The sequence below is a fragment of the Streptomyces sp. Y7 genome, assembly GCF_043195415.1.
Taxonomy (GTDB): Bacteria; Actinomycetota; Actinomycetes; order Streptomycetales; family Streptomycetaceae; genus Streptomyces.
On record NZ_JBIDDQ010000022.1, the window covers coordinates 1 to 21,081 of the forward strand.

The window sequence follows — 21,081 nt, forward strand, 5'->3', positions numbered from 1 at the left end:
TCCATCAGCCCGTCCGCCCACGTCGGACGGGCTGATGGATGTGAACCGGCTCGTTCGCCCACGTCGGACGGGCTGATGGATGTGAACCGGCTCGTTCGCCCACGTCGGACGGGCTGAAAGAGTGCGGACCGGCCCGTCCGCTCACGTCGCACGGGCTGATGGGTGCGGACCGGCCCCTGGTCAGGCGCGCGCCCGGCCGTACCCCACCAACGCCCGCCCCAGAAACCCCACCGCCACCGTCGACAACACCGTCCGCACCACATTCCACGCCACCCACGGATCCTCGAACTCCTCCCGCAGCGTGGCCGGATCCCCGGCGGCGTCGAGGCCGTTGTTCAGCGGGATGTTGAAGGCCACCGTCACCAGGAACGCCAGCCCGTACGCCACCAGCGCTCCCCACACCCACCACCGGTACGGGCGGCCGCGCAGTTGCCACGCCGACACCCCCGTCAGCACCAGCGCCCCTAGGAAGCCGAGCAGGAACACCGGGTTCTGGATCACGTCGTTGATGTCGCGCATGACGTCGACGAACACGCGGTCGTCGCTGCGGGCCAGCGCCGGCATCACGGCGCAGGCGAAGATGTAGAAGGCCCCGGCGATCAGGCCCGTGGTGACCATGGCCGCGCCCAGTACGGTTCCGGCGATCCCGTTGTTTCGTGTCATGTCCCTCAGTCAACGGCCGCGCGGGCCCGGCGAACATGGCCGTCACGCGCAGCCGCATACGCGGTCGTCCAGCGCCGACCGCCGGTACGAGGGGTTCCGGCCCCGCCACGGGGCAGGCACTGTAAGAGGGAACGGTTCCCCCAGATCTCCCCCCAGCTCTCCTCACGGCATCTCACCGACCCCTCCTGACCGGGTTGACCCCTAGGCGGTGACAGGCACATGGCACTGGGTACGGCCACGGACCCGTACGAACTGCGGTTCGACGCCGGGCGGATCTCTCTGGATCTCCTCGCGACCACACACCCGGAGGAACGGTTCGACTCCGTCGAGGTGCTGTGTGCCTGGATCGTCGGCGCCGGTCTCGTCCCGCCCGGCACCCCGCTGGCCCACGCCGGCCCGCCCTGGCTGGTGGACTTCCGTGAACTGCGCGGACGAATAGGACAGTTGGTGCGGGGCTCGCTCGCCCCCGAGCCCTGGCCGTCGTACGACATCGCGCTCGCCATGGTGAACGAGGTCGCCCGCGCCGCGCCCCCGGCGCCGCGTGCCGTGCGAGGGGAGGACGGCACGCTGGTGCGGGAGTTGGATCATCCGCCGGAGTGCGCCGCGCTGCTCGGGGCCGTCGCGCGGGACGCCCTGGAACTGCTCACCGACCCCGTCGCGCGGGCCGCGCTCAGAGAGTGCGAAGGGGACAACTGCCCCATCGTCTATCTCGACACATCACGGGGGCGCAGGAGGCGTTGGTGCTCCAGTGAGGTCTGCGGGAATCGCGAAAGAGTGGCCCGGCATCGTCGCCGAGTGGCCCTCACCCGCGCCTGACAGTCCGTTATGCGGCTTCTGTGAAACGGCTGTCGAAGTGATTTCGATTACATGCCGTTTACCTACGCGACCGTAGGGAAGCGTGGAGATGATCTTGCCGATGTGACGGAAATGTAAAGATCGCGCGGTGGGAATGTGCTGCCATGTCCCGCTCGTCACGTCACTCCGAAGAAAACTGTCGCCTCACTTTGAACACTCAACGCATCGCTTGCGTACGGGTGGTCGAGCGACCGACTGGGGGAACCCCCGGACATCGGAGGTGGGCGTGCGCAAGGATTCCGTCGTGGCCAATGAACGTGGATCGAGGGCCCGACATCGCATGTCCCAGCCCTCGGAACCTGATGAGGAGCTGATGCGTGCGCTGTACAGAGAGCACGCCGGACCCCTCCTCGCGTATGTCCTTCGACTGGTCGCCGGTGACCGGCAACGAGCAGAGGACGTTGTGCAGGAGACGCTCATCCGTGCCTGGAAGAACGCCGGACAGCTCAATCGAGCGACCGGATCGGTACGCCCCTGGCTGGTGACGGTCGCCCGGCGCATCGTCATCGACGGCCACCGCAGTCGGCAGGCCCGGCCGCAGGAGGTCGATCCGTCGCCGCTGGAGGTCATCCCCGCGGAGGACGAGATCGACAAGGCGCTGTGGCTGATGACGCTGTCGGACGCACTCGACGACCTGACCCCCGCCCACCGGGAGGTTCTCGTCGAGACGTACTTCAAGGGGCGTACCGTCAATGAGGCGGCCGAGACGCTGGGCATACCCAGCGGCACCGTTCGCTCAAGGGTTTTCTATGCCCTGCGGTCGATGAAGCTGGCTCTGGAGGAGCGGGGGGTGACGGCGTGATGAGTGTTTACGGGGGAAACCAGGGATTCGGGATGGGCGGTTCGGGTATGTCTGGGTCCATGAGCCCCACGCAGGGACGACCGGGCCCGAGTGAGCATGAGACCGTCGGCGCCTACGCCCTCGGGATCCTCGACGACGCCGAGGCAACCGCTTTCGAGGCTCATCTCGCGACCTGCGAATGGTGCGCCCAGCAACTGGACGAACTCGCCGGAATGGAACCGATGCTGGCCGCGCTCGCGGACCTGCCGGGTTCCGGTTCGCCCGCGATCGGTGAGTCCCTGTCGGCGAAGCCCAGCCCGCGCATGGTGAACAACCTCGTCGACGAGGTCGCCGAGCGGCGCGCCCAGAAGCGCCGGCGCAGCTTCTACATGGTGGCCGCGGCGGCCGCGCTGATCGTCGGCGGTCCGTTCGCCGCGATGGCGGCGAGTGGCGGCAGCGACAGCGGCGGTGACGGCGGCAACCGGGTCGTGAGCGCGACCAACCCCGCCAAGGACCTCTTCACCGGTATCGAGAACAAGGTCTCGGGCAACGACGCGAAGACCGGGGTCAGCGCGACCGTCGGCCTGGACGCGAAGCCCTGGGGCACCCAGACGGGCCTGGAGCTCAAGGGCGTCAAGGGCCCGCTCAAGTGTTCCCTGATCTTCGTCGGCAAGGACGGCCAGCGCGAGACGGCGGCCTCCTGGTCCGTCCCCAAGTGGGGCTACGGCATCCCGGACGCCAAGACAGAGCAGGCCAGGAACCCGCTCTACGTCAGCGGTGGCGTGTCCATGGCACCCGACGAGGTCGATCATGTCGAGGTCATGGACTTCGACGGAAACAAGCTCGTCGAGGTCGACGTGTAGTCGACGTAGCTTTTCCGGGTCCCCTTCGCGTACGGTTGACGGCTGCCCAGCACGTCAGAAGGGGGCCCGGTGGCCGCTCAGGCTCCACAGGAAACCGCGCTCGACTCCCTGCGAGACCGAGAGATCGGCGTCGAACAGGAACACCTCAACCGGGTGTACCGGCGCCTCGAGGAGAAGATCCACGAGGCGGAGTTCCTGATGAACGACGCGGCCCAGCGCGGCCAGGTCGGCACGCCCGGCGCGCTCGCCGAGCGGGACGCGCAGGTCTTCCGGGCCGGCGTGCACCTCAACCGGCTCAACAACGAGTTCGAGGACTTCCTCTTCGGACGCATCGACCTGCTCCTCGGCAAGGACGGCAAGAAGGGCCCCGACGGCGCCTACACCGCCGTCGAGCCCGCCGAGGGCGCGGTGCGCGACGACGGCACCGCCGACATCGCCGAGACCCTGCACATCGGCCGTATCGGTGTGCTCGACGCGGACTACGCCCCGCTGGTCATCGACTGGCGGGCCCCGGCCGCGGCGCCCTTCTACCGCTCCACCCCGGTCGACCCGGGGCGGGTCGTACGGCGCCGGGTCATCCGCTCCAAGGGCCGCAAGGTGCTCGGCGTCGAGGACGACCTGATGCGCCCCGAGCTCAAGGCGTTCCTGGACGGGCACGAACTGCCCGTCATCGGCGACGGCGCCCTGATGGCGGCCCTCGGACAGGCCCGCGGCCACACCATGCGGGACATCGTGGCGTCCATCCAGGCCGAGCAGGACCTGGTCATCCGCGCCCCCGCCGCCTCGGTGACCTACGTCGAGGGCGGCCCCGGCACCGGCAAGACCGCCGTCGCCCTGCACCGCGCCGCCTATCTGCTCTACCAGGACCGGCGCCGCTACGCGGGCGGCATCCTGATCGTCTCGCCGACCCCGCTGCTGGTGGCGTACACCGAAGGCGTCCTGCCGTCGCTCGGCGAGGAGGGCCAGGTCGCCATCCGCGCGATCGGGTCCCTCGTCGACGGCGTCGAGGCCACGCTCTACGACTCCCCGGCCACGGCCCGCGCCAAGGGCTCGTACCGCATGCTCAAGGTGCTGCGGAAGGCGGCGCGCGGCGCGCTGGAGCTGGGTACGGGCGGCGCGGCCGTCGCCGGCGGCGCCGGGGCGGACCGCGGTGGGCAGCTCGCCTTCGGCGACGACGCCGACGACAGTCCCGTGCCGGCCCCCGCCGGACCCCCCACCCGGCTGCGCGTCGTCGCCTTCGGGCGCCGCCTGGAGCTGGAGGCCGACGCGCTGGAACGCGTCCGCCGCACCGCCCTCGGCGGCACGGCACCCGTGAACCTGCTGCGCCCGCGCGCCCGCAAGCTGCTGCTCGACGCCCTGTGGGCGCAGTCCGGCGGCGCCACCCGGCACACCGACCCGGAGCTCGCCGCCGAGCTGCGTTCCTCCTTCGACGAGGACGTGGCCTCGGAGGACAGCTTCATCGCCTTCCTCGACGCGTGGTGGCCGGAGCTCACCCCGAAGGCGGTCCTCGCGGCGATGGCCGACGAGCGCCGCCTCGGCCGCTGGGCGCGCCGCATCCTCAACCCCGGCGAGGTACGCAAGGTGGCCCGCTCGCTCAAGCGCGACGGCCTCACCGTGCACGACATCGCCATGCTCGACGAGCTCCAGGCGATCCTCGGCACCCCGGCCCGCCCGCGCAAGAAGCGCGACCTGGACCCGCTCGACCAGCTCACCGGCCTGGAGGAGCTGATGCCGGTGCGCGAGGAGTCGCAGCGCGAGCGCGCCGAGCGGCTGGCGGCCGAGCGCACCGAGTACGCCCACGTCATCGTCGACGAGGCCCAGGACCTCACGCCGATGCAGTGGCGCATGGTCGGCCGCCGCGGCCGGCACGCCACCTGGACGGTCGTCGGCGACCCGGCCCAGTCCTCCTGGTCCGACGTGGACGAGGCGGCCGAGGCACGCGACGAGGCTCTCGGCACCCGCCCGCGCCGCCGCTTCCAGCTCACCGTGAACTACCGCAACCCGGCCGAGATCGCCGAGCTCGCCGCGAAGGTGCTGGCCCTGGCCATGCCGGGTTCGACGTCCCCGTCGGCGGTGCGCTCCACCGGCGTACGGCCGCGCTTCACTGTGGTCCGCGACACGCTCGCGCAGACCGTCCGCGAGGAGGCGGCCCGGCTGCTCGACCAGGTCGACGGGACCATCGGCGTCGTCGTCGCCATGCGGCGGCGCGAGGAGGCGGCCAAGTGGCTCACCGGGCTCGGCGACCGCGTCGTCGCGCTCGGCAGCCTGGAGGCGAAGGGCCTGGAGTACGACGCCACGGTCGTCGTCTCCCCGGCGGAGATCGCGGACGAGTCACCGGCCGGACTGCGGGTGCTGTACGTCGCACTGACCCGGGCGACCCAGCAGCTGACGGTGGTCTCGGGCGACCGCGACGAGCCGGATGCGTCCGGCGTGCCGGACCTGCTGCGGGACTGACGCACGGAGCGGGGCCGAACGGGGGCTTTGCCGGCGGCGGGGAAATGAACTCGCGGTACGGGAATGGCCTTGCGGGATCTGTTTGTTAGCCTGGGTGTGACACCGGCTCGATCCAAGCCCCCGGGCCCAACCTTCGTCGCTACGAGCGACCACTTGCCGCGAGGCGAGCATGGCGGGTCGGTGTCATGAACGTAGAAGAGGCCCACGTCACGATGTGACGTGGGCCTCTTTTCTTGCGAAGACGTGGCGAACAATACGTTCGCAATCCATGCCCGGCTAACTCCTACTCAGCGGTAGGTGCGACGATCGGACGGCATACAGCGACACACGGTGAAAGCAGAGGAAGTCGGCCATGGCAACGGCGCCCAGCGTCTCCTACTCGATGACGGTCCGGCTGGAGGTGCCCGCGAGCGGAACCGCGGTCTCCCAGCTCACCACGGCCGTGGAGTCTCACGGAGGCTCGGTCACCGGCCTCGACGTGACCGCCTCCGGGCACGAGAAGCTCCGGATCGACGTCACCATCGCCGCCACCTCCACCGCGCACGCCGACGAGATCGTGGAGCAGCTGCGCACCATCGAGGGCGTCACGCTGGGCAAGGTCTCGGACCGTACGTTCCTCATGCACCTCGGCGGCAAGATCGAGATGCAGTCCAAGCACCCCATCCGCAACCGTGACGACCTGTCCATGGTCTACACGCCGGGTGTGGCGCGGGTCTGCATGGCGATCGCCGAGAACCCCGAGGACGCCCGCCGCCTGACCATCAAGCGCAACTCCGTTGCGGTTGTGACGGACGGCTCGGCCGTGCTGGGACTGGGCAACATCGGCCCGAAGGCCGCGCTGCCCGTGATGGAGGGCAAGGCGGCCCTGTTCAAGCGGTTCGCCGGCATCGACGCCTGGCCGATCTGCCTGGACACCCAGGACACCGACGCGATCGTCGAGATCGTCAAGGCGATCGCCCCCGGGTTCGCCGGCATCAACCTCGAGGACATCTCCGCCCCGCGCTGCTTCGAGATCGAGGCCCGCCTGCGCGAGGCCCTCGACATCCCCGTCTTCCACGACGACCAGCACGGCACCGCGATCGTCGTCCTCGCCGCGCTCACCAACGCACTTCGGGTGGCGGGCAAGGCCATCGAGAACATCCGCGTCGTCATGTCCGGTGCCGGCGCCGCCGGTACGGCCATCCTCAAGCTGCTGCTGGCCGCCGGTGTGAAGAACGCCGTCGTGGCGGACATCCACGGTGTCGTGCACGCCGGCCGCGAGGACCTGGTGAACGCCGCGGCCGACTCGCCGCTGCGCTGGATCGCCGACAACACCAACCCCGAGGGCCTGACCGGCACGCTGAAGGAGGCCGTGCGCGGCGCGGACGTCTTCATCGGCGTCTCCGCCCCGAACGTCCTCGACGGCCCCGACGTGGCCGCCATGGCGGAGAACGCGATCGTGTTCGCGCTCGCGAACCCCGACCCCGAGGTCGACCCGGCAATCGCCCGTCTGACGGCCGCAGTTGTGGCCACCGGCCGCTCCGACTTCCCGAACCAGATCAACAACGTGCTGGTCTTCCCGGGCGTCTTCCGCGGTCTGCTGGACGCTCAGTCCCGCACCGTCAACACGGACATGATGCTCGCGGCCGCGAAGGCCCTGGCGGACGTGGTGACCGAGGACGAGCTGAACCCGAACTACATCATCCCGAGCGTGTTCAACGACAAGGTCGCGGGCGCGGTCGCCGGCGCGGTGCGGGAGGCCGCGAAGGCCGTCTCCGCGGTGACGTCGGGCGAGTAATCGCACGGGTTCGGCGCCTCACAGCCCTGAAAAGTGTGCATGGGCTGTGAGGATCGCCACGGCAAGCCCTTGTAACGGCGCGTCGTGGAACCTGGGGCCTTGGCACGCCGTTTATCGTGACGGCCAAGCTCAGGCCCTCTCTTCGTGTGACCCCCACGGGTGTTCTCACGACTCCTCCGGGCGCCGGATTGGCTTTCCCGCCGCAGGTAGGGGCAGGATGCGTCTCTGGGCGCGAGGGTCTGACGACGGACCCGGGTCCCGGGTCACACCGAGGACCCTGGCAGCATCGACATCGCTGTGCCCGACATGCGGCTCCGCCGCGTGGCACGCCTCAAGGCAAATGAACACGGGAGTAACAACATGAACCGCAGTGAGCTGGTGGCCGCGCTGGCCGACCGCGCCGAGGTGACCCGCAAGGACGCCGACGCCGTGCTGGCCGCGTTCGCCGAGACCGTCGGCGAGGTCGTCGCCAAGGGCGACGAGAAGGTCACCATCCCCGGCTTCCTGACCTTCGAGCGCACCCACCGTGCCGCTCGCACCGCCCGCAACCCGCAGACCGGCGACCCGATCCAGATCCCCGCCGGTTACAGCGTGAAGGTCTCCGCGGGCAGCAAGCTCAAGGAAGCCGCCAAGGGCAAGTAAGGGTCCGCCCGAGCGCCGTTGTGGTGTGGCGCCGTGGGCGACTGCGGGCCGCCTGGCCGGCCGCGCAGTTCCCCGCGCCCCCTTCGGGGCGCTGTAGCAACGCCGATGGGGCGGCCACCCGGAACCGGGTGGCCGCCCCATCGGCGTACGTGTGTGTCAGCCGAGTGCCTTGCCCGGCAGCTCCACCTTCGCGCCGAGCTCCACGAGCTTCTCCATGAAGTTCTCGTAGCCGCGGTTGATGAGGTCGATGCCGTGGACCCGGGACGTGCCCTGGGCCGCGAGGGCGGCGATGAGGTACGAGAAGCCGCCTCGCAGGTCGGGGATGACCAGGTCGGCGCCCTGGAGCTTCGTCGGACCGGACACCACCGCGGAGTGCAGGAAGTTGCGCTGGCCGAAGCGGCAGTCGGAGCCGCCGAGGCACTCGCGGTAGAGCTGGATGTGCGCGCCCATCTGGTTCAGGGCGGACGTGAAGCCGAGGCGGGACTCGTAGACCGTCTCGTGGATGATGGACAGGCCCGTGGCCTGCGTGAGGGCCACCACCAGCGGCTGCTGCCAGTCGGTCTGGAAGCCCGGGTGCACGTCCGTTTCGAGGGCGATGGACTTCAACTGGCCACCGGGGTGCCAGAAGCGGATGCCCTCGTCGTCGATCTCGAAGGCACCGCCCACCTTCCGGTAGGTGTTGAGGAACGTCATCATCGAGCGCTGCTGGGCGCCGCGGACGTAGATGTTGCCCTCGGTCGCCAGCGCGGCGGACGCCCAGGAGGCGGCCTCCAGGCGGTCCGGGAGCGCGCGGTGGTTGTAGCCGCCGAGCCGGTCCACACCGGTGATGCGGATGGTCCGGTCGGTGTCCATCGCGATGATGGCGCCCATCTTCTGCAGGACGCAGATGAGGTCCTCGATCTCCGGCTCCACGGCCGCGTTCGAGAGCTCGGTGACGCCTTCCGCGAGGACGGCCGTCAGCAGCACCTGCTCGGTGGCGCCGACGGACGGGTACGGCAGCCGGATCTTCGTGCCGCGCAACCGCTGCGGGGCCTCCAGGTACTGGCCGTCGGCCCGCTTCTCGATCGTCGCGCCGAACTGCCGCAGCACCTCGAAGTGGAAGTCGATGGGCCGGCCGCCGATGTCGCAGCCGCCGAGGCCCGGGATGAAGGCGTGCCCGAGGCGGTGCAGCAGCGGACCGCACAGGAGGATCGGGATCCGGCTGGAACCCGCGTGGGCATCGATGTCAGCGACGTTCGCGCTCTCCACGTGCGAGGGGTCCATCACCAACTCGCCGGGTTCCTCACCGGGACGGACCGTCACCCCGTGCAGTTGCAGCAGACCGCGTACGACGCGCACGTCACGGATGTCCGGCACGTTGCGCAGTCGACTCGGCTCACTGCCCAGCAGGGCGGCGACCATTGCCTTCGGTACGAGGTTCTTCGCACCGCGGACACGGATCTCGCCCTCCAGCGGGGTTCCGCCGTGGACAAGCAGGACATCGTCGTTGACGGTCATGTATCTCGCGTTCCGATGAGTTGGGCAGGGGCCAGGAGGGAAAGGGTAATCGCCGTCGCCCCCCCTTCAGTAAGCCCAAGTACGGCTCAGGAACGTCATAGCTCTGTCACAACACGAACGGTTCCCCGTCGGGCACGAGCGGTCACCGTCGCGGCTGTGCGCCGGGCAGCGCTTCCGTCCGCCCTGAGCTGCATTCACTCCCGAACCGGCATTGCCTCCCCACATGGAGGGAAGATGCGGGATCATGTCTGGCATGACCGAGGTGTCCTCGCTCACAGGGCGGTTGCTCGTGGCAACGCCCGCCCTGGCGGACCCGAACTTCGACCGCGCGGTGGTGCTCCTTCTCGACCACGACGAGGAGGGCTCCCTCGGTGTCGTCCTCAACCGTCCGACCCCCGTCGACGTGGGCGACATCCTGGAGGGCTGGGCGGATCTCGCCGGCGAGCCCGGCGTCGTCTTCCAGGGCGGCCCGGTGTCGCTGGACTCGGCTCTCGGCGTGGCCGTCATCCCCGGCGACGCGAACGGCGAGAGCGCCCCGCTGGGCTGGCGCCGGGTGCACGGCGCGATCGGACTGGTGGACCTGGAGGCACCGCCCGAGCTGCTCGCCTCGGCCGTCGGATCCCTGAGAATCTTCGCCGGGTACGCCGGATGGGGGCCCGGCCAGCTGGAGGACGAGCTGGTGGAGGGCGCCTGGTACGTCGTGGAGTCCGAACCGGGCGATGTGTCCTCGCCGTCCCCGGAAGGGCTGTGGCGCTCGGTGCTGCGCCGCCAGCGCAACGAGCTCGCGATGGTGGCCACGTACCCCGACGACCCGTCGCTCAACTGATGCGTGTGAGCTTCAGTACTCTTGGCGGTATGAGCACTCTCGAGCCCGAGCGCGGGACTGGTACGGGGACCCTCGTCGAGCCCACGCCGCAGACTTCCCACGGCGACGGCGACCACGAGCGCTTCGCCCACTACGTCCAGAAGGACAAGATCATGGCGAGCGCCCTCGACGGGACCCCCGTCGTGGCGCTGTGCGGCAAGGTCTGGGTGCCCGGCCGCGACCCGAAGAAGTACCCCGTGTGCCCCATGTGCAAGGAGATCTACGAGTCCATGGGCGCCGGCGGCGGTGACGACAAGGGCAAGGGCGACAAGTAGCCCGGCCCCGGCCCGGCGGCCGTAAGGCCCGCTAGCCCCCGCGAGGCCCCCAGGGTGCGTTTTGCGCGCCCTGGGGGCCTTTGTGCTGCCCCTGCGTTGCAGGGAGTGCGTCCGCCGGTCACAGAGTGGTTGAGACCTCTTGTGGTCGTGTTCATGAACTCCCTAGCCTCCGAGTGTTGTGCACAGCGAAACCGTCATTGCGCATGTTGCAACACCTCATCGGAGGAGCACCATGAAGCTGTCCGTCCGTTCGCTCCGGGTCCCCGCGCTCGCGGCTGCCGCGCTCGTCGTCGCGGCCTGCGCCCCCCAGACCTCCGACAACGCCTCCTCCGACAAGGACGAGAAGACCGGCACCCTGCGGGTCTGGCTCTTCCAGGAGGTCGGCAACCAGCCGAAGGAGAAGGTCGTCGACTCCGTCGTCGCCGCCTTCGAGAAGGAGCACGAGGGCACGAAGGTCGACGTCGAGTACATCCCGGTCGAGACCCGCGCCCAGCGCGTGAAGGCCGCCTTCAACGACCCGAAGTCCGCCCCCGACGTCATCGAGTACGGCAACACCGACACCGCCGGCTATGTGAAGGACGGCGGACTCCTCGACGTCACGAAGGAGTTCGGCGCCTGGAGCGAGGCGGAGGACACCGACCCCACGGCCAGGCAGTCCGTCACCGTGGACGGCAAGATCTACGGCGCCCCCTTCTACGTCGGAGTGCGCGCCCTGTACTACCGCACCGACGTCTTCGAGGACCTCGGTCTCGAAGTGCCGAAGACCATGGCCGAGTTGGGAACCACGGCCCGCAGGATCCGCGCCGCCGAGCCCGGGCTGTACGGGCTCGTGGTGGGCGGTGCGTACACCTACGGCGCGATGCCGTTCGTGTGGGCCAACGGCGGTGAGATCGCCACCGGCAAGGGCGGCTCGTACGCCTCGGCCATCGACAGCGAGGCCGCGCAGAAGGGCATCAAGGAGTACACCGCCCTCTTCACCGACGACAACTGTCCGGCCGCCAAGTGCGCGGGCATGGGCGGCAACGACACGGTCACCGCGTTCGCGGCCGGCAAGGCGGGCATGGCGATCGGCGGCGACTTCAGCCACGCGGCCGTGGAGGCCGGGAAGGTGAAGGGCAAGTACGCGGTCGTGCCGCTGCCGGGCGTGAAGGCGGGGTCCGTGGCGCCGGCGTTCGCCGGGGGCAACAACATCGGTGTCCTGAAGAGCACGTCGCACCGGACGCTGGCGGTCCAGCTCATGGAGCAGCTGGCCTCGAAGCGGACGCAGACGTCGATGTTCGAGGCGATGGGGTTCCTGCCCACGTTCGGGGACGTGCGGGAGAAGGCCGCGGCCGAGAAGCCGTACGTGAAGCCCTTCGTGGAGACGCTGTCCTCGGGGACGAAGTTCGTGCCCGCGTCCCCCGCCTGGTCGGAGATCGACTCGTCGCTCGTCCTGCCGACGATGTTCCAGGAGGTCATCAGCGGCAAGAAGGATGTCGCCGGGGCGTCGGGGGACGCGGCGAAGAAGATGGATGAGGCGTTCGGGTCCGCCGGATGACTGCGCCTACGAGCTCGGGGCGTGCGGATCGTGTGCGGCCGCCGGTGGATCGTGGCTGGTCGCGCACACGCGGCGGCAGCCGCACATTCAACACAGCCCCGCGCCCCTTGGGGCGTTCCAGTGGCCGGCGTCGAAAGAGCTGGACTCCCTGGCTGTATCTCGCTCCCGCCCTCGTCGTCCTCGGCGGGCTGCTCGTCTACCCCGTCTATCAGCTCGGGCTGATCTCGCTCTTCCAGTACACGCAGGCACAGGTCAGCGGTGGGGAGCCGACCACCTTCCAGGGGTTCGGGAACTACGCGGAGCTGTTCTCGGACCCGCAGTTCTGGCAGGTGCTGCTGGCCACCGTCGTCTTCGCGGCGGCGTGTGTCGTGTCGACGCTCGCCGTGGGATGCGCCCTCGCCGTACTGCTCACGCGGGTGCGTGCCGTGCCGCGGCTGGCGCTGATGCTGGCCGCGCTGGGCGCGTGGGCGACGCCGGCCATCACCGGGTCGACGGTGTGGCTGTTCCTGTTCGACCCCGACTTCGGACCGGTGAACCGGCTGCTGGGGCTCGGTGACCACTCCTGGACGTACGGGCGGTTCAGCGCCTTCTTCCTGGTGCTGCTCGAAGTGGTGTGGTGCTCCTTCCCGTTCGTGATGGTCACGGTCTACGCCGGTATCCGCTCCGTCCCGGCCGAGGTGCTGGAGGCCGCCGCGCTGGACGGCGCCTCGCAGTGGCGGATCTGGCGGTCGGTGCTGGCGCCGATGCTGCGGCCGATCCTGGTGGTCGTCACCATCCAGTCGGTGATCTGGGACTTCAAGGTCTTCACCCAGATCTACGTCATGACGGGCGGCGGCGGCATCGCAGGCCAGAACCTCGTGCTGAACGTGTACGCCTACCAGAAGGCGTTCGCGTCCTCGCAGTACAGCCTGGGCTCGGCGATCGGCGTGGTGATGCTGCTGATCCTGCTGGCGGTGACGCTCGGGTATCTGCGGCTGCTGCGCAGACAGGGGGAGGAGCTGTGAGTTCCATGAATCCGACGCGTCTCGTACGGCGGCCCTGGCGGCTGCTGGCGGAGGCGTCCGCGCTGCTGATCGCCGTGGTGGTGGCGTTTCCGCTGTACTGGATGGTGCTCGGCGCCTTCAAACCGGCCGGGGAGATCGAGTCGAGCGAGCCGCGGCCGTGGACGCTGGAGCCCTCGCTGGAATCCTTCCGGCGCGTCTTCGAGCAGAACGAATTCGGCCGCTACTTCGTCAACAGCCTTGTCGTCGCGTGCACCGTGGTGATCGCCTCGGCGCTGATCGCGTTTCTCGCGGCGACCGCGGTCACCCGATTCCGGTTCCGCTTCCGGACCACCCTGCTGATCATGTTTCTGGTGGCCCAGATGGTGCCGGTGGAGGCCCTGACGATCCCCTTGTTCTTCCTCATGCGGGACTTCGGCCAACTGAACACGCTCGGGTCGCTGATCCTGCCGCACATCGCGTTCTCGCTGCCGTTCGCGATCTGGATGCTGCGGGGGTTTGTGAAGGCCGTTCCGGAGGCCCTGGAGGAGGCCGCGTACATCGACGGGGCGAGCCGCTCGCGATTCCTGTGGCAGATCCTTTTCCCGCTGGTCTTCCCGGGGTTGGTGGCCACCAGCGTTTTCTCCTTCATCTCCGCCTGGAACGACTTCCTGTTCGCCAAGTCGTTCATCATCAGCGACACCTCGCAGTCCACGCTGCCGATGGCCCTGCTCGTCTTCTACAAGCCGGACGAGCCGGACTGGGGCGGCGTGATGGCGGCGTCCACGGTGATGACGATTCCGGTGCTGATCTTCTTCGTACTCGTACAGCGACGTCTGGTCTCGGGGCTGGGCGGGGCGGTCAAGGACTGAAAGGCCTGATCATTCATGGATCTCATTCCGCTGCCTCAGCAGATGGAGCGGGCCGAGGGCTTCTTCGAACTCGGCGACGGCTTCGGGATCGAGGCCGGACCGGGCACCGAGGACACCGCGCGCTGGCTGCGCGCGACGCTCGGCGCGGCGACCGGGCTCGCGCTGCCGCCGAGGAAGGGGGACGAGCACGACGTCCTCCACCTGTCCGTCCGGCCCGGCCTCGACGCCGAGGCCTATCGCCTCGTCGTCGCCCCCCACGGCGTCCATATCCAGGGCGGATCGCCCGCCGGCGTCTTCTGGGGCGCCCAGACGATGCGGCAGCTTCTCGGCCCCGACGCCTTCCGGCGCGCCCCCCTTCCCGGTCGTACGTGGCGGCTGCCCCTGACCGAGATCCGGGACTCCCCCCGATTCCGCTGGCGCGGCCTCATGCTCGACGTCGCCCGGCACTTCATGCCCAAGGACGGCGTCCTGCGCTACCTGGACCTGATGGCCGCCCACAAACTCAACGTCTTCCACTTCCATCTGACGGACGACCAGGGCTGGCGCGTCGAGATCAAGAAGTACCCCCGGCTCACCGAGGTCGGCTCCTGGCGGGCGCGCACGAAATTCGGCCACCGGGCCTCGCCGCTGTGGGAGGAGAAGCCGCACGGTGGCCACTACACCCAGGACGACATCCGCGAGATCGTCGCGTACGCCGCCGAGCGGCATATCACCGTCGTCCCGGAAATCGACGTACCCGGCCACTCGCAGGCCGCCATCGCCGCGTACCCGGAACTCGGCAACACCGACGTCATCGACACCTCCGCGCTCTCGGTCTGGGACACCTGGGGGATCAATCCGAACGTACTCGCCCCCACTGACAACACCCTGCGCTTCTACGAGGGGGTGTTCGAGGAAGTCCTGGAGCTGTTCCCCTCGGAGTTCCTTCACGTCGGGGGCGACGAATGCCTCAAGGACCAGTGGCGGCAGTCGGCCACCGCTCAGGAGCGCATCCGGGAACTCGGGCTGAAGGACGAGGACGAGCTCCAGGCGTGGTTCATCGGCCACTTCGACACCTGGCTCACCGCCCGCGGGCGCCGGCTCATCGGCTGGGACGAGATTCTGGAGGGCGGGCTCGCGAAAGGCGCGGCCGTGTCGTCCTGGCGCGGATACGCCGGCGGTGTCGCGGCGGCCCGCGCGGGCCACGACGTCGTCATGTGCCCCGAGCAGCAGGTGTATCTGGACCACCGTCAGGACGCGGGCCCCGACGAGCCGGTGCCGATCGGCTACGTGCGCACCCTGCAGGACGTCTACCGGTTCGAGCCCGTTCCCGCGGAGTTGACGCCGGAGGAGGCCGGCCATGTGCTCGGCACCCAGGCCAACCTGTGGACCGAGGTGATGGAGGACCGGTCCAGGGTGGACTACCAGGCGTTTCCGCGCCTGGCCGCCTTCGCCGAGGTGGCCTGGAGCGACCTGCCCGCCTCGGCGGAACGGGACTTCGCCGGCTTCGAGCGCCGACTGGCCGCCCACTACGGGCGACTTGACGCTCTCGGGGTCGCGTACCGGCCACCCGCCGGACCGCGGCCCTGGCAGCGGCGCCCCGGCGTCCCGGGCCGGCCGATCGACGGGCCGCCCCCGAACAGATAATGGAAAAAAACCGGCATGGGGTCACCGAAGAGTGTCAATCGGTCAAGATCGGTGATGGCGTACGAAAACGGACCATCTCCCTGATCAGGTGGGCGAATGCCTCCTAGCGGACCCCTGTCTTCGTGCCCTGCGAAGATGTGCCAGAGTTGCCACGTCCGCCCTGTCAGCACGTACCGTACGGCAACACAGGTGGGACCAGGTGGGGCAGCGGGAAGGGGCAGCCGGTTTGACCACGCACGCACCGCAGGCGGCGCAGGCCGTCACGCTGCCCACGACGCTGGACGAGGCCGTGGCGGCCCTCGCGGCCATGCCCGCCGCCGTGCCCGTGGCGGGCGGCACCGACCTGATGGCCGCCGTCAACTCCGGGCAGCTCAGGCCGGCCGCGCTGGTCGGCCTCGGCCGGATCAGCGAGATCCGCGGCTGGCAGTACCAGGACGGCCACGCGCTGCTCGGCGCGGGCCTCACGCACGCGCGCATGGGCCGCCCCGACTTCGCGGCCCTCATCCCGGCGCTCGCCGCCGCCGCGCGCGCCGCGGGCCCGCCGCAGATCCGCAACGCCGGCACCCTCGGCGGCAACATCGCCTCGGCCTCACCGACCGGTGACGCCCTGCCGGTGCTCGCCGCGCTCGAAGCGACCCTGATCGTCGCGGGCCCGGGCGGAGCCCGCCGGGAGATCCCCGTGTCGCACCTCCTGGCCGGCATGGAGATGCTGCGCGCCGGCGAACTCATCGGGTACGTGCGCGTGCCGCTGCTGCACGCCCCGCAGGTCTTCCTCAAGGCCACCGGGCGCACCGGCCCGGGACGCGCCATGGCCTCCGTCGCCGTCGTGCTCGACCCCGCCCGGCGCGGAGTCAGGTGCGCCGTCGGCGCCATAGCGCCGATGCCGCTCAGGCCCCTGGAGGCCGAGCAGTGGGTCGCCCAGCTGATCGACTGGGACAACAGCCGCGCGATCGTCCCCGAGGCGCTCAACGCCTTCGGCGAGTACGTCGCCGCCGCCTGCATCCCCGACCCGGCCCCGGCCGAGGACGGGTCCGTGACGCAGCATCCGCCCGCCGTACTGCACCTGCGGCGCACCGTCGCCGCGCTGGCCCGACGAGCACTGGGGAGGGCGTTGTCGTGACCGACGACCAGCACGGAGAGGGCACGCCCCGGGGCCGGGGCCGCTGGGACCCGCTGCCCCAGGGCGAGTACGACGACGGGGCCACGGCCTTCGTCAAGCTCCCCGAAGGCGGCATCGAGGCCCTCCTGGCCTCCTCCGACAGCCCGCTCGCCGCGCCCGGCCACGGGTACGTCCCGCCGCAGATAACGGTCACGCCGGGCACGGGCGCGGGCACCGACCCCTCGGCCCCCGGCGGCTGGCCGGCCGCGGGCACGCCCGCCGAGGGCACCGGATGGCCCGACCCGAACGCCCCGCAGGAGCCGGGCGGCGACCGGTTCACCTACAACCCCGGCGCCACCCAGCAGTGGAACTTCTCCGAGACCGCGGCGGGCCAGGACCCCGGGGCTCCGGGGCAGGACGTCACCGGGCAGTGGTCGATCCCCGTCGCCGGGGGTGACCTTCCGGACGAATCGGGCGAGTTCACCACGTCGTCGCTCGTCGAGCAGTGGGGCGGCACACCGCCCGCCACGCTGCCGGGCGGCGCGGCCGCACCCTGGGCGCCGCAGGCGACCGGGCAGCCGTGGGGACAGCAGACGGAGACCGCGGCCGCCGAGGCGCTGGGAACCGCGCCCGCGGGGCCCGCCGACACCGGGCACGTTCCCGGACAGCCGGGGCCGCACGCCGGCGACCCGCAGGCCGGACCCGCCGGCGGGCGCCCGTCGCGGCGGCCGGTCGGAACCGGGCCCGCGTCCGCCGCCTTCGGCCGTGACGGCGATCCGTCCGCGGACCCCCACGCACGCGTGGCACCCGGCGCGTTCGCCCCGGGCCACTCCGAGGACTCCGCGGAGAGCGCTCCAGAGGCCCCACAGGCCGCTCCCGGGACCGGTGAGCCCGCCACGGACCGCCCGGACGCCCGGGGCGCCACAGAGGCCCCCCAGGGCCCCGCGGAGCCCACCGCCGAGAGCGCGCCCGACGACGGCGACTCCGGCCCCGCGGCCGCCGAGGACTCCGAGCAGGCCGACGACGCGCCGCCGCTGCCCGGCGAGGAACACCCCCTGGCCTCCTACGTGCTGCGCGTCAACGGGGTCGACCGGCCCGTCTCGGACGCCTGGATCGGGGAGTCGCTGCTCTACGTGCTGCGCGAGCGGCTCGGCCTCGCGGGCGCCAAGGACGGCTGCTCGCAGGGCGAGTGCGGCGCCTGCAACGTGCAGGTCGACGGACGCCTCGTCGCGTCCTGCCTGGTGCCCGCCGTGACCGCCGCCGGCAGCGAGGTCCGCACCGTCGAGGGCCTCGCCGTCGACGGGCAGCCCTCGGACGTGCAGCGGGCGCTCGCCCGCTGCGGCGCCGTGCAGTGCGGCTTCTGCGTGCCGGGCATGGCGATGACCGTGCACGACCTGCTGGAGGGCAACCCGGCGCCGACCGAGCTGGAGACCCGCCAGGCGCTGTGCGGCAACCTGTGCCGCTGCTCCGGCTACCGGGGCGTGGTGGACGCCGTGAAGGAAGTCGTCGCCGAACGCGAGGCGCACAGCGGGTCCGACGACGAACAGGACGGGGACGAGCCGCGTATCCCCCACCAGGCGGGCCCGGGAGCCGGCGGGGTCAACCCGTCGGCGTTCGAGCCACGGGGCGCCAGGGGACCGCATGACCAGGCGTACGGCCAGGACGGAGGCCAGGCGTGAGCAACGAAGCCGCCACCGCGACCACAGCCGCGGAGGCAGCACCCGCCCCCGAGCCGATCCCGCACGGCCTCGGCGCCTCACTCCAGGCCGCCGACGCCCGCGCCAAGACCGAGGGCACGTTCCCGTACGCGGCCGACCTGTGGGCCGAGGGCCTGCTGTGGGCGGCCGTACTGCGCTCGCCGCACCCGCACGCGCGCATCAAGTCCATCGACACCGCCCACGCGCGGGAGATGCCCGGCGTCCGGGCCGTCGTCACGCACGAGGACGTGCCGGGCAGCTCGCTGGTCGGCCGCGGCAAGGCCGACCGCCCCGTCTTCGCCTCTGAGGTCGTACGCCACCACGGCGAGCCCATCGCCGCCGTCGCCGCCGACCACCCGGACACCGCCCGGCTGGCCGCCGCGGCCGTCATCGTCGAGTACGAGACGCTCGACCCGGTGACCGACCCCGAGCAGGCCTTCGAGGCCGAGCCGCTGCACCCCGACGGCAACCTGATCCGGCACATCCCGCTGCGCCACGGCGACCCGGACGCGGCCGGCGACATCGTCGTCGAGGGCCTGTACCGCATCGGCCGCCAGGACCCGGCCCCGATCGGCGCCGAGGCCGGCCTCGCCGTGCCGCGGCCCGACGGCGGCGTGGAGCTCTACCTCGCCTCCACCGACCCGCACACCGACCGCGACCGGGCCGCCGCCTGCTACGGCCTGGAACCCGAGCGCGTCAAGGTCGTCGTCACCGGAGTGCCCGGCGCCACCGCCGACCGCGAGGACCAGGGCTTCCAGCTCCCGCTCGGATTGCTGGCGCTGAAGACCGGCTGCCCGGTGAAGCTGACGGCCACCCGCGAGGAGTCCTTCCTCGGCCACACCCACCGGCACCCGACCCTGCTGCGCTACCGCCATCACGCGGACGCCGAGGGCAAACTGGTCAAGGTCGAGGCACAGATCCTGCTGGACGCGGGCGCCTACGCCGACACCTCCGCCGAAGCCCTGGCCGCCGCCGTCGGTTTCGCCTGCGGCCCGTACGTCGTCCCGAACGCCTTCATCGAGGGCTGGGCCGTACGCACCAACAACCCGCCCTCCGGCCATGTGCGCGGCGAGGGCGCCATGCAGGTGTGCGCCGCCTACGAGGCGCAGATGGACAAGCTCGCCAAGAAGCTCGGCCTGGACCCGGCGGAGCTGCGCCTGCGCAACGCGCTGGCCACGGGCGACGTCCTGCCGACGGGGCAGACGGTGACGTGCCCGGCCCCGGTGGCCGAGCTCCTGCAGGCGGTACGGGACTACCCGCTGCCGGCGCTGCCCAAGGACACCCCCGAGGACGAGTGGCTGCTGCCCGGCGGCCCCGAGGGCGCGGGCGAACCGGGTGCCGTGCGGCGCGGCGTGGGCTACGGCCTGGGCATGGTGCACATGCTCGGCGCCGAGGGCGCGGACGAGGTCTCCACGGCGACCGTGAAGGTCCACGACGGCGTGGCGACCGTGCTCTGCGCGGCCGTCGAGACCGGTCAGGGCTTCACGACCCTGGCCCGGCAGATCGTCCAGGAGACCCTCGGCATCGACGAGGTGCACGTGGCACCCGTGGACACCGACCAGCCCCCGGCGGGCGCGGGCTGCCGCGGCCGTCACACCTGGGTGTCGGGCGGCGCGGTGGAGCGGGCGGCCAAGATGGTCCGCACGCAGCTCCTCCAGCCCCTGGCGCACAAGTTCGGCATGTCCACCGAGCTGCTCCAGATCACCGACGGCAAGATCACGTCGTACGACGGCGTCCTGTCGACCACCGTCACCGAGGCGATGGACGGCAAGGAGCTGTGGGCGACGGCCCAGTGCCGCCCGCACCCGACCGAGCCGCTGAACGACGCCGGCCAGGGCGACGCCTTCGTGGGCATGTCCTTCTGCGCGATCCGCGCGGTCGTCGACGTCGACATCGAGCTGGGCTCGGTGCGCGTGGTCGAGCTGGCGCTCGCCCAGGACGTCGGGCGGGTGCTGAACCCGGCGCAGCTGGAGGCGCGCATCGAGGCGGGCGTGACGCAGGGCGTGGGCATAGCGCTCACGGAGAACCTGCGCTCGGCACGTGGCCTGATCCGGCACCCGGATCTGACGGGTTACTCCCTGCCGACGGCCCTGGACGCCCCCGACATCCGGATCGTGAAGCTGGTCGAGGAGCGGGACGTGGTCGCGCCCTTCGGCGCGAAGGCGGTCAGCGCGGTGCCGGTGGTGACGTCGCCGGCGGCCATCGCGTCCGCCGTGCGCGCGGCGACGGGCCGTCCCGTGAACCGGCTGCCGATCAGGCCGCAGGCCGCGGTGGTCAACGCGCAGTGAGCCGACGGTCGGCCGACCCGTCCGACCGGCAGGACCGCCGCACGCCCTGATGTGCCGAATTCCCGGTTCGCCCCGCTCGTGGACCGACTCGCGGGCTGACTCGTGGGAGCGATTCCAGCGAGGAGGGAACGTTCTGGGGTGCGTCGAGCGTCTACTGATGTGAAGCGCTGTCAGCGGGCGAGCTGGTCCAGGGGCGTTGTCAGTGGTGGCGCGTAGTGTTCTGGGCAGTGGGGACGGCAGCCGGGTCCGGCGGGCCGGTCGGTAGGCCGTGTCGTGCCCGGGGTGGCGAGAAAGCGCATGCGGGGGAGCC

General features: G+C 71.0%; 17 protein-coding genes. 15 read left to right on the forward strand and 2 right to left on the reverse strand.

Going from position 1 to position 21,081, the window contains the following annotated elements; all coding sequences use genetic code 11:
- Window positions 1–180: 180 nt before the first annotated feature.
- Window positions 181–663, reverse strand: coding sequence for a DUF1772 domain-containing protein (locus ACGFW6_RS34910; RefSeq protein WP_393519184.1), 483 nt, complete (start codon window positions 661–663; stop codon window positions 181–183).
- A 219-nt stretch (window positions 664–882) separates the two neighbouring features.
- Between ACGFW6_RS34910 and ACGFW6_RS34915 the strand changes: the two genes are divergently transcribed.
- The 6 genes from ACGFW6_RS34915 to ACGFW6_RS34940 all read left to right on the forward strand — a co-directional run bounded on the left by ACGFW6_RS34915 (window position 883) and on the right by ACGFW6_RS34940 (window position 8,035).
- A complete protein-coding gene (locus tag ACGFW6_RS34915; protein ID WP_393519186.1) occupies window positions 883–1,479 on the forward strand; it encodes a CGNR zinc finger domain-containing protein in 597 nt (198 codons plus the stop codon).
- 319 nt (window positions 1,480–1,798) lie between these two features.
- Complete coding sequence (locus ACGFW6_RS34920; protein ID WP_010039908.1) at window positions 1,799–2,320, forward strand: sigma-70 family RNA polymerase sigma factor; 522 nt, start codon at window positions 1,799–1,801, stop codon at window positions 2,318–2,320.
- A gap of 59 nt (window positions 2,321–2,379) precedes the next feature.
- Complete coding sequence (locus ACGFW6_RS34925; RefSeq protein WP_393519189.1) at window positions 2,380–3,162, forward strand: anti-sigma factor family protein; 783 nt, start codon at window positions 2,380–2,382, stop codon at window positions 3,160–3,162.
- A 69-nt stretch (window positions 3,163–3,231) separates the two neighbouring features.
- On the forward strand, window positions 3,232–5,616 hold the full coding sequence (locus ACGFW6_RS34930; protein ID WP_393519192.1) for a HelD family protein: 2,385 nt from the start codon (window positions 3,232–3,234) through the stop codon (window positions 5,614–5,616).
- A gap of 352 nt (window positions 5,617–5,968) precedes the next feature.
- Window positions 5,969–7,393, forward strand: coding sequence for an NAD-dependent malic enzyme (locus ACGFW6_RS34935; RefSeq protein ID WP_393519195.1), 1,425 nt, complete (start codon window positions 5,969–5,971; stop codon window positions 7,391–7,393).
- A gap of 360 nt (window positions 7,394–7,753) precedes the next feature.
- A complete protein-coding gene (locus ACGFW6_RS34940) occupies window positions 7,754–8,035 on the forward strand; it encodes an HU family DNA-binding protein (protein ID WP_007498188.1) in 282 nt (93 codons plus the stop codon).
- Window positions 8,036–8,191: 156 nt separating this feature from the next.
- Here the strand turns inward: ACGFW6_RS34940 and murA are convergent, their stop codons facing one another.
- Window positions 8,192–9,532: a UDP-N-acetylglucosamine 1-carboxyvinyltransferase gene (gene murA / locus ACGFW6_RS34945; RefSeq protein ID WP_030946846.1), complete on the reverse strand. Its 1,341-nt coding sequence runs from the start codon at window positions 9,530–9,532 to the stop codon at window positions 8,192–8,194.
- 253 nt (window positions 9,533–9,785) lie between these two features.
- Between murA and ACGFW6_RS34950 the strand changes: the two genes are divergently transcribed.
- The 9 genes from ACGFW6_RS34950 to ACGFW6_RS34990 all read left to right on the forward strand — a co-directional run bounded on the left by ACGFW6_RS34950 (window position 9,786) and on the right by ACGFW6_RS34990 (window position 20,771).
- Window positions 9,786–10,358 (forward strand): YqgE/AlgH family protein, encoded by a 573-nt coding sequence (locus tag ACGFW6_RS34950; protein ID WP_030946849.1) that lies wholly within the window; start codon window positions 9,786–9,788, stop codon window positions 10,356–10,358.
- A gap of 29 nt (window positions 10,359–10,387) precedes the next feature.
- Window positions 10,388–10,672 carry a DUF3039 domain-containing protein gene (locus ACGFW6_RS34955; RefSeq protein ID WP_393519200.1) on the forward strand — a complete coding sequence of 95 codons (285 nt, stop codon included), beginning with the start codon at window positions 10,388–10,390 and terminating at the stop codon, window positions 10,670–10,672.
- Window positions 10,673–10,904: 232 nt separating this feature from the next.
- Entirely contained in the window at window positions 10,905–12,209 is a 1,305-nt protein-coding gene (locus ACGFW6_RS34960) for an extracellular solute-binding protein (RefSeq protein ID WP_393519203.1), read from the forward strand.
- Complete coding sequence (locus ACGFW6_RS34965) at window positions 12,206–13,213, forward strand: carbohydrate ABC transporter permease (RefSeq protein ID WP_393519206.1); 1,008 nt, start codon at window positions 12,206–12,208, stop codon at window positions 13,211–13,213. The genes ACGFW6_RS34960 and ACGFW6_RS34965 overlap by 4 nt, the downstream gene beginning before the upstream one ends.
- Before the next feature lie 5 nt (window positions 13,214–13,218).
- A complete protein-coding gene (locus ACGFW6_RS34970) occupies window positions 13,219–14,061 on the forward strand; it encodes a carbohydrate ABC transporter permease (RefSeq protein WP_393519209.1) in 843 nt (280 codons plus the stop codon).
- Window positions 14,062–14,076: 15 nt separating this feature from the next.
- Window positions 14,077–15,687, forward strand: coding sequence for a beta-N-acetylhexosaminidase (locus ACGFW6_RS34975; RefSeq protein ID WP_393519212.1), 1,611 nt, complete (start codon window positions 14,077–14,079; stop codon window positions 15,685–15,687).
- Between the two features lie 226 nt (window positions 15,688–15,913).
- Window positions 15,914–16,807, forward strand: a complete 894-nt coding sequence (locus ACGFW6_RS34980; protein WP_393519215.1) for an FAD binding domain-containing protein — start codon at window positions 15,914–15,916, stop codon at window positions 16,805–16,807.
- Window positions 16,804–18,465: a 2Fe-2S iron-sulfur cluster-binding protein gene (locus ACGFW6_RS34985; protein WP_393519218.1), complete on the forward strand. Its 1,662-nt coding sequence runs from the start codon at window positions 16,804–16,806 to the stop codon at window positions 18,463–18,465. Before ACGFW6_RS34980 ends, ACGFW6_RS34985 begins: the two co-directional genes overlap by 4 nt.
- Window positions 18,462–20,771 (forward strand): xanthine dehydrogenase family protein molybdopterin-binding subunit, encoded by a 2,310-nt coding sequence (locus ACGFW6_RS34990; RefSeq protein ID WP_393519221.1) that lies wholly within the window; start codon window positions 18,462–18,464, stop codon window positions 20,769–20,771. Before ACGFW6_RS34985 ends, ACGFW6_RS34990 begins: the two co-directional genes overlap by 4 nt.
- Window positions 20,772–21,081: the final 310 nt, after the last annotated feature.

What these genes read in the sequence shown, in the direction of transcription:
- ACGFW6_RS34910 (WP_393519184.1), bottom strand. Translation starts at nt 663, where the DNA reads ATGACACGAAACAACGGGATCGCCGGAACCGTACTGGGCGCGGCCATG.
- ACGFW6_RS34915 (WP_393519186.1), top strand. Translation starts at nt 883, where the DNA reads ATGGCACTGGGTACGGCCACGGACCCGTACGAACTGCGGTTCGACGCC.
- ACGFW6_RS34920 (WP_010039908.1), top strand. Translation starts at nt 1,799, where the DNA reads ATGTCCCAGCCCTCGGAACCTGATGAGGAGCTGATGCGTGCGCTGTAC.
- ACGFW6_RS34925 (WP_393519189.1), top strand. Translation starts at nt 2,380, where the DNA reads ATGAGCCCCACGCAGGGACGACCGGGCCCGAGTGAGCATGAGACCGTC.
- ACGFW6_RS34935 (WP_393519195.1), top strand. Translation starts at nt 5,969, where the DNA reads ATGGCAACGGCGCCCAGCGTCTCCTACTCGATGACGGTCCGGCTGGAG.
- ACGFW6_RS34940 (WP_007498188.1), top strand. Translation starts at nt 7,754, where the DNA reads ATGAACCGCAGTGAGCTGGTGGCCGCGCTGGCCGACCGCGCCGAGGTG.
- murA (WP_030946846.1), bottom strand. Translation starts at nt 9,532, where the DNA reads ATGACCGTCAACGACGATGTCCTGCTTGTCCACGGCGGAACCCCGCTG.
- ACGFW6_RS34950 (WP_030946849.1), top strand. Translation starts at nt 9,786, where the DNA reads ATGACCGAGGTGTCCTCGCTCACAGGGCGGTTGCTCGTGGCAACGCCC.
- ACGFW6_RS34955 (WP_393519200.1), top strand. Translation starts at nt 10,388, where the DNA reads ATGAGCACTCTCGAGCCCGAGCGCGGGACTGGTACGGGGACCCTCGTC.
- ACGFW6_RS34960 (WP_393519203.1), top strand. Translation starts at nt 10,905, where the DNA reads ATGAAGCTGTCCGTCCGTTCGCTCCGGGTCCCCGCGCTCGCGGCTGCC.
- ACGFW6_RS34965 (WP_393519206.1), top strand. Translation starts at nt 12,206, where the DNA reads ATGACTGCGCCTACGAGCTCGGGGCGTGCGGATCGTGTGCGGCCGCCG.
- ACGFW6_RS34970 (WP_393519209.1), top strand. Translation starts at nt 13,219, where the DNA reads ATGAATCCGACGCGTCTCGTACGGCGGCCCTGGCGGCTGCTGGCGGAG.
- ACGFW6_RS34975 (WP_393519212.1), top strand. Translation starts at nt 14,077, where the DNA reads ATGGATCTCATTCCGCTGCCTCAGCAGATGGAGCGGGCCGAGGGCTTC.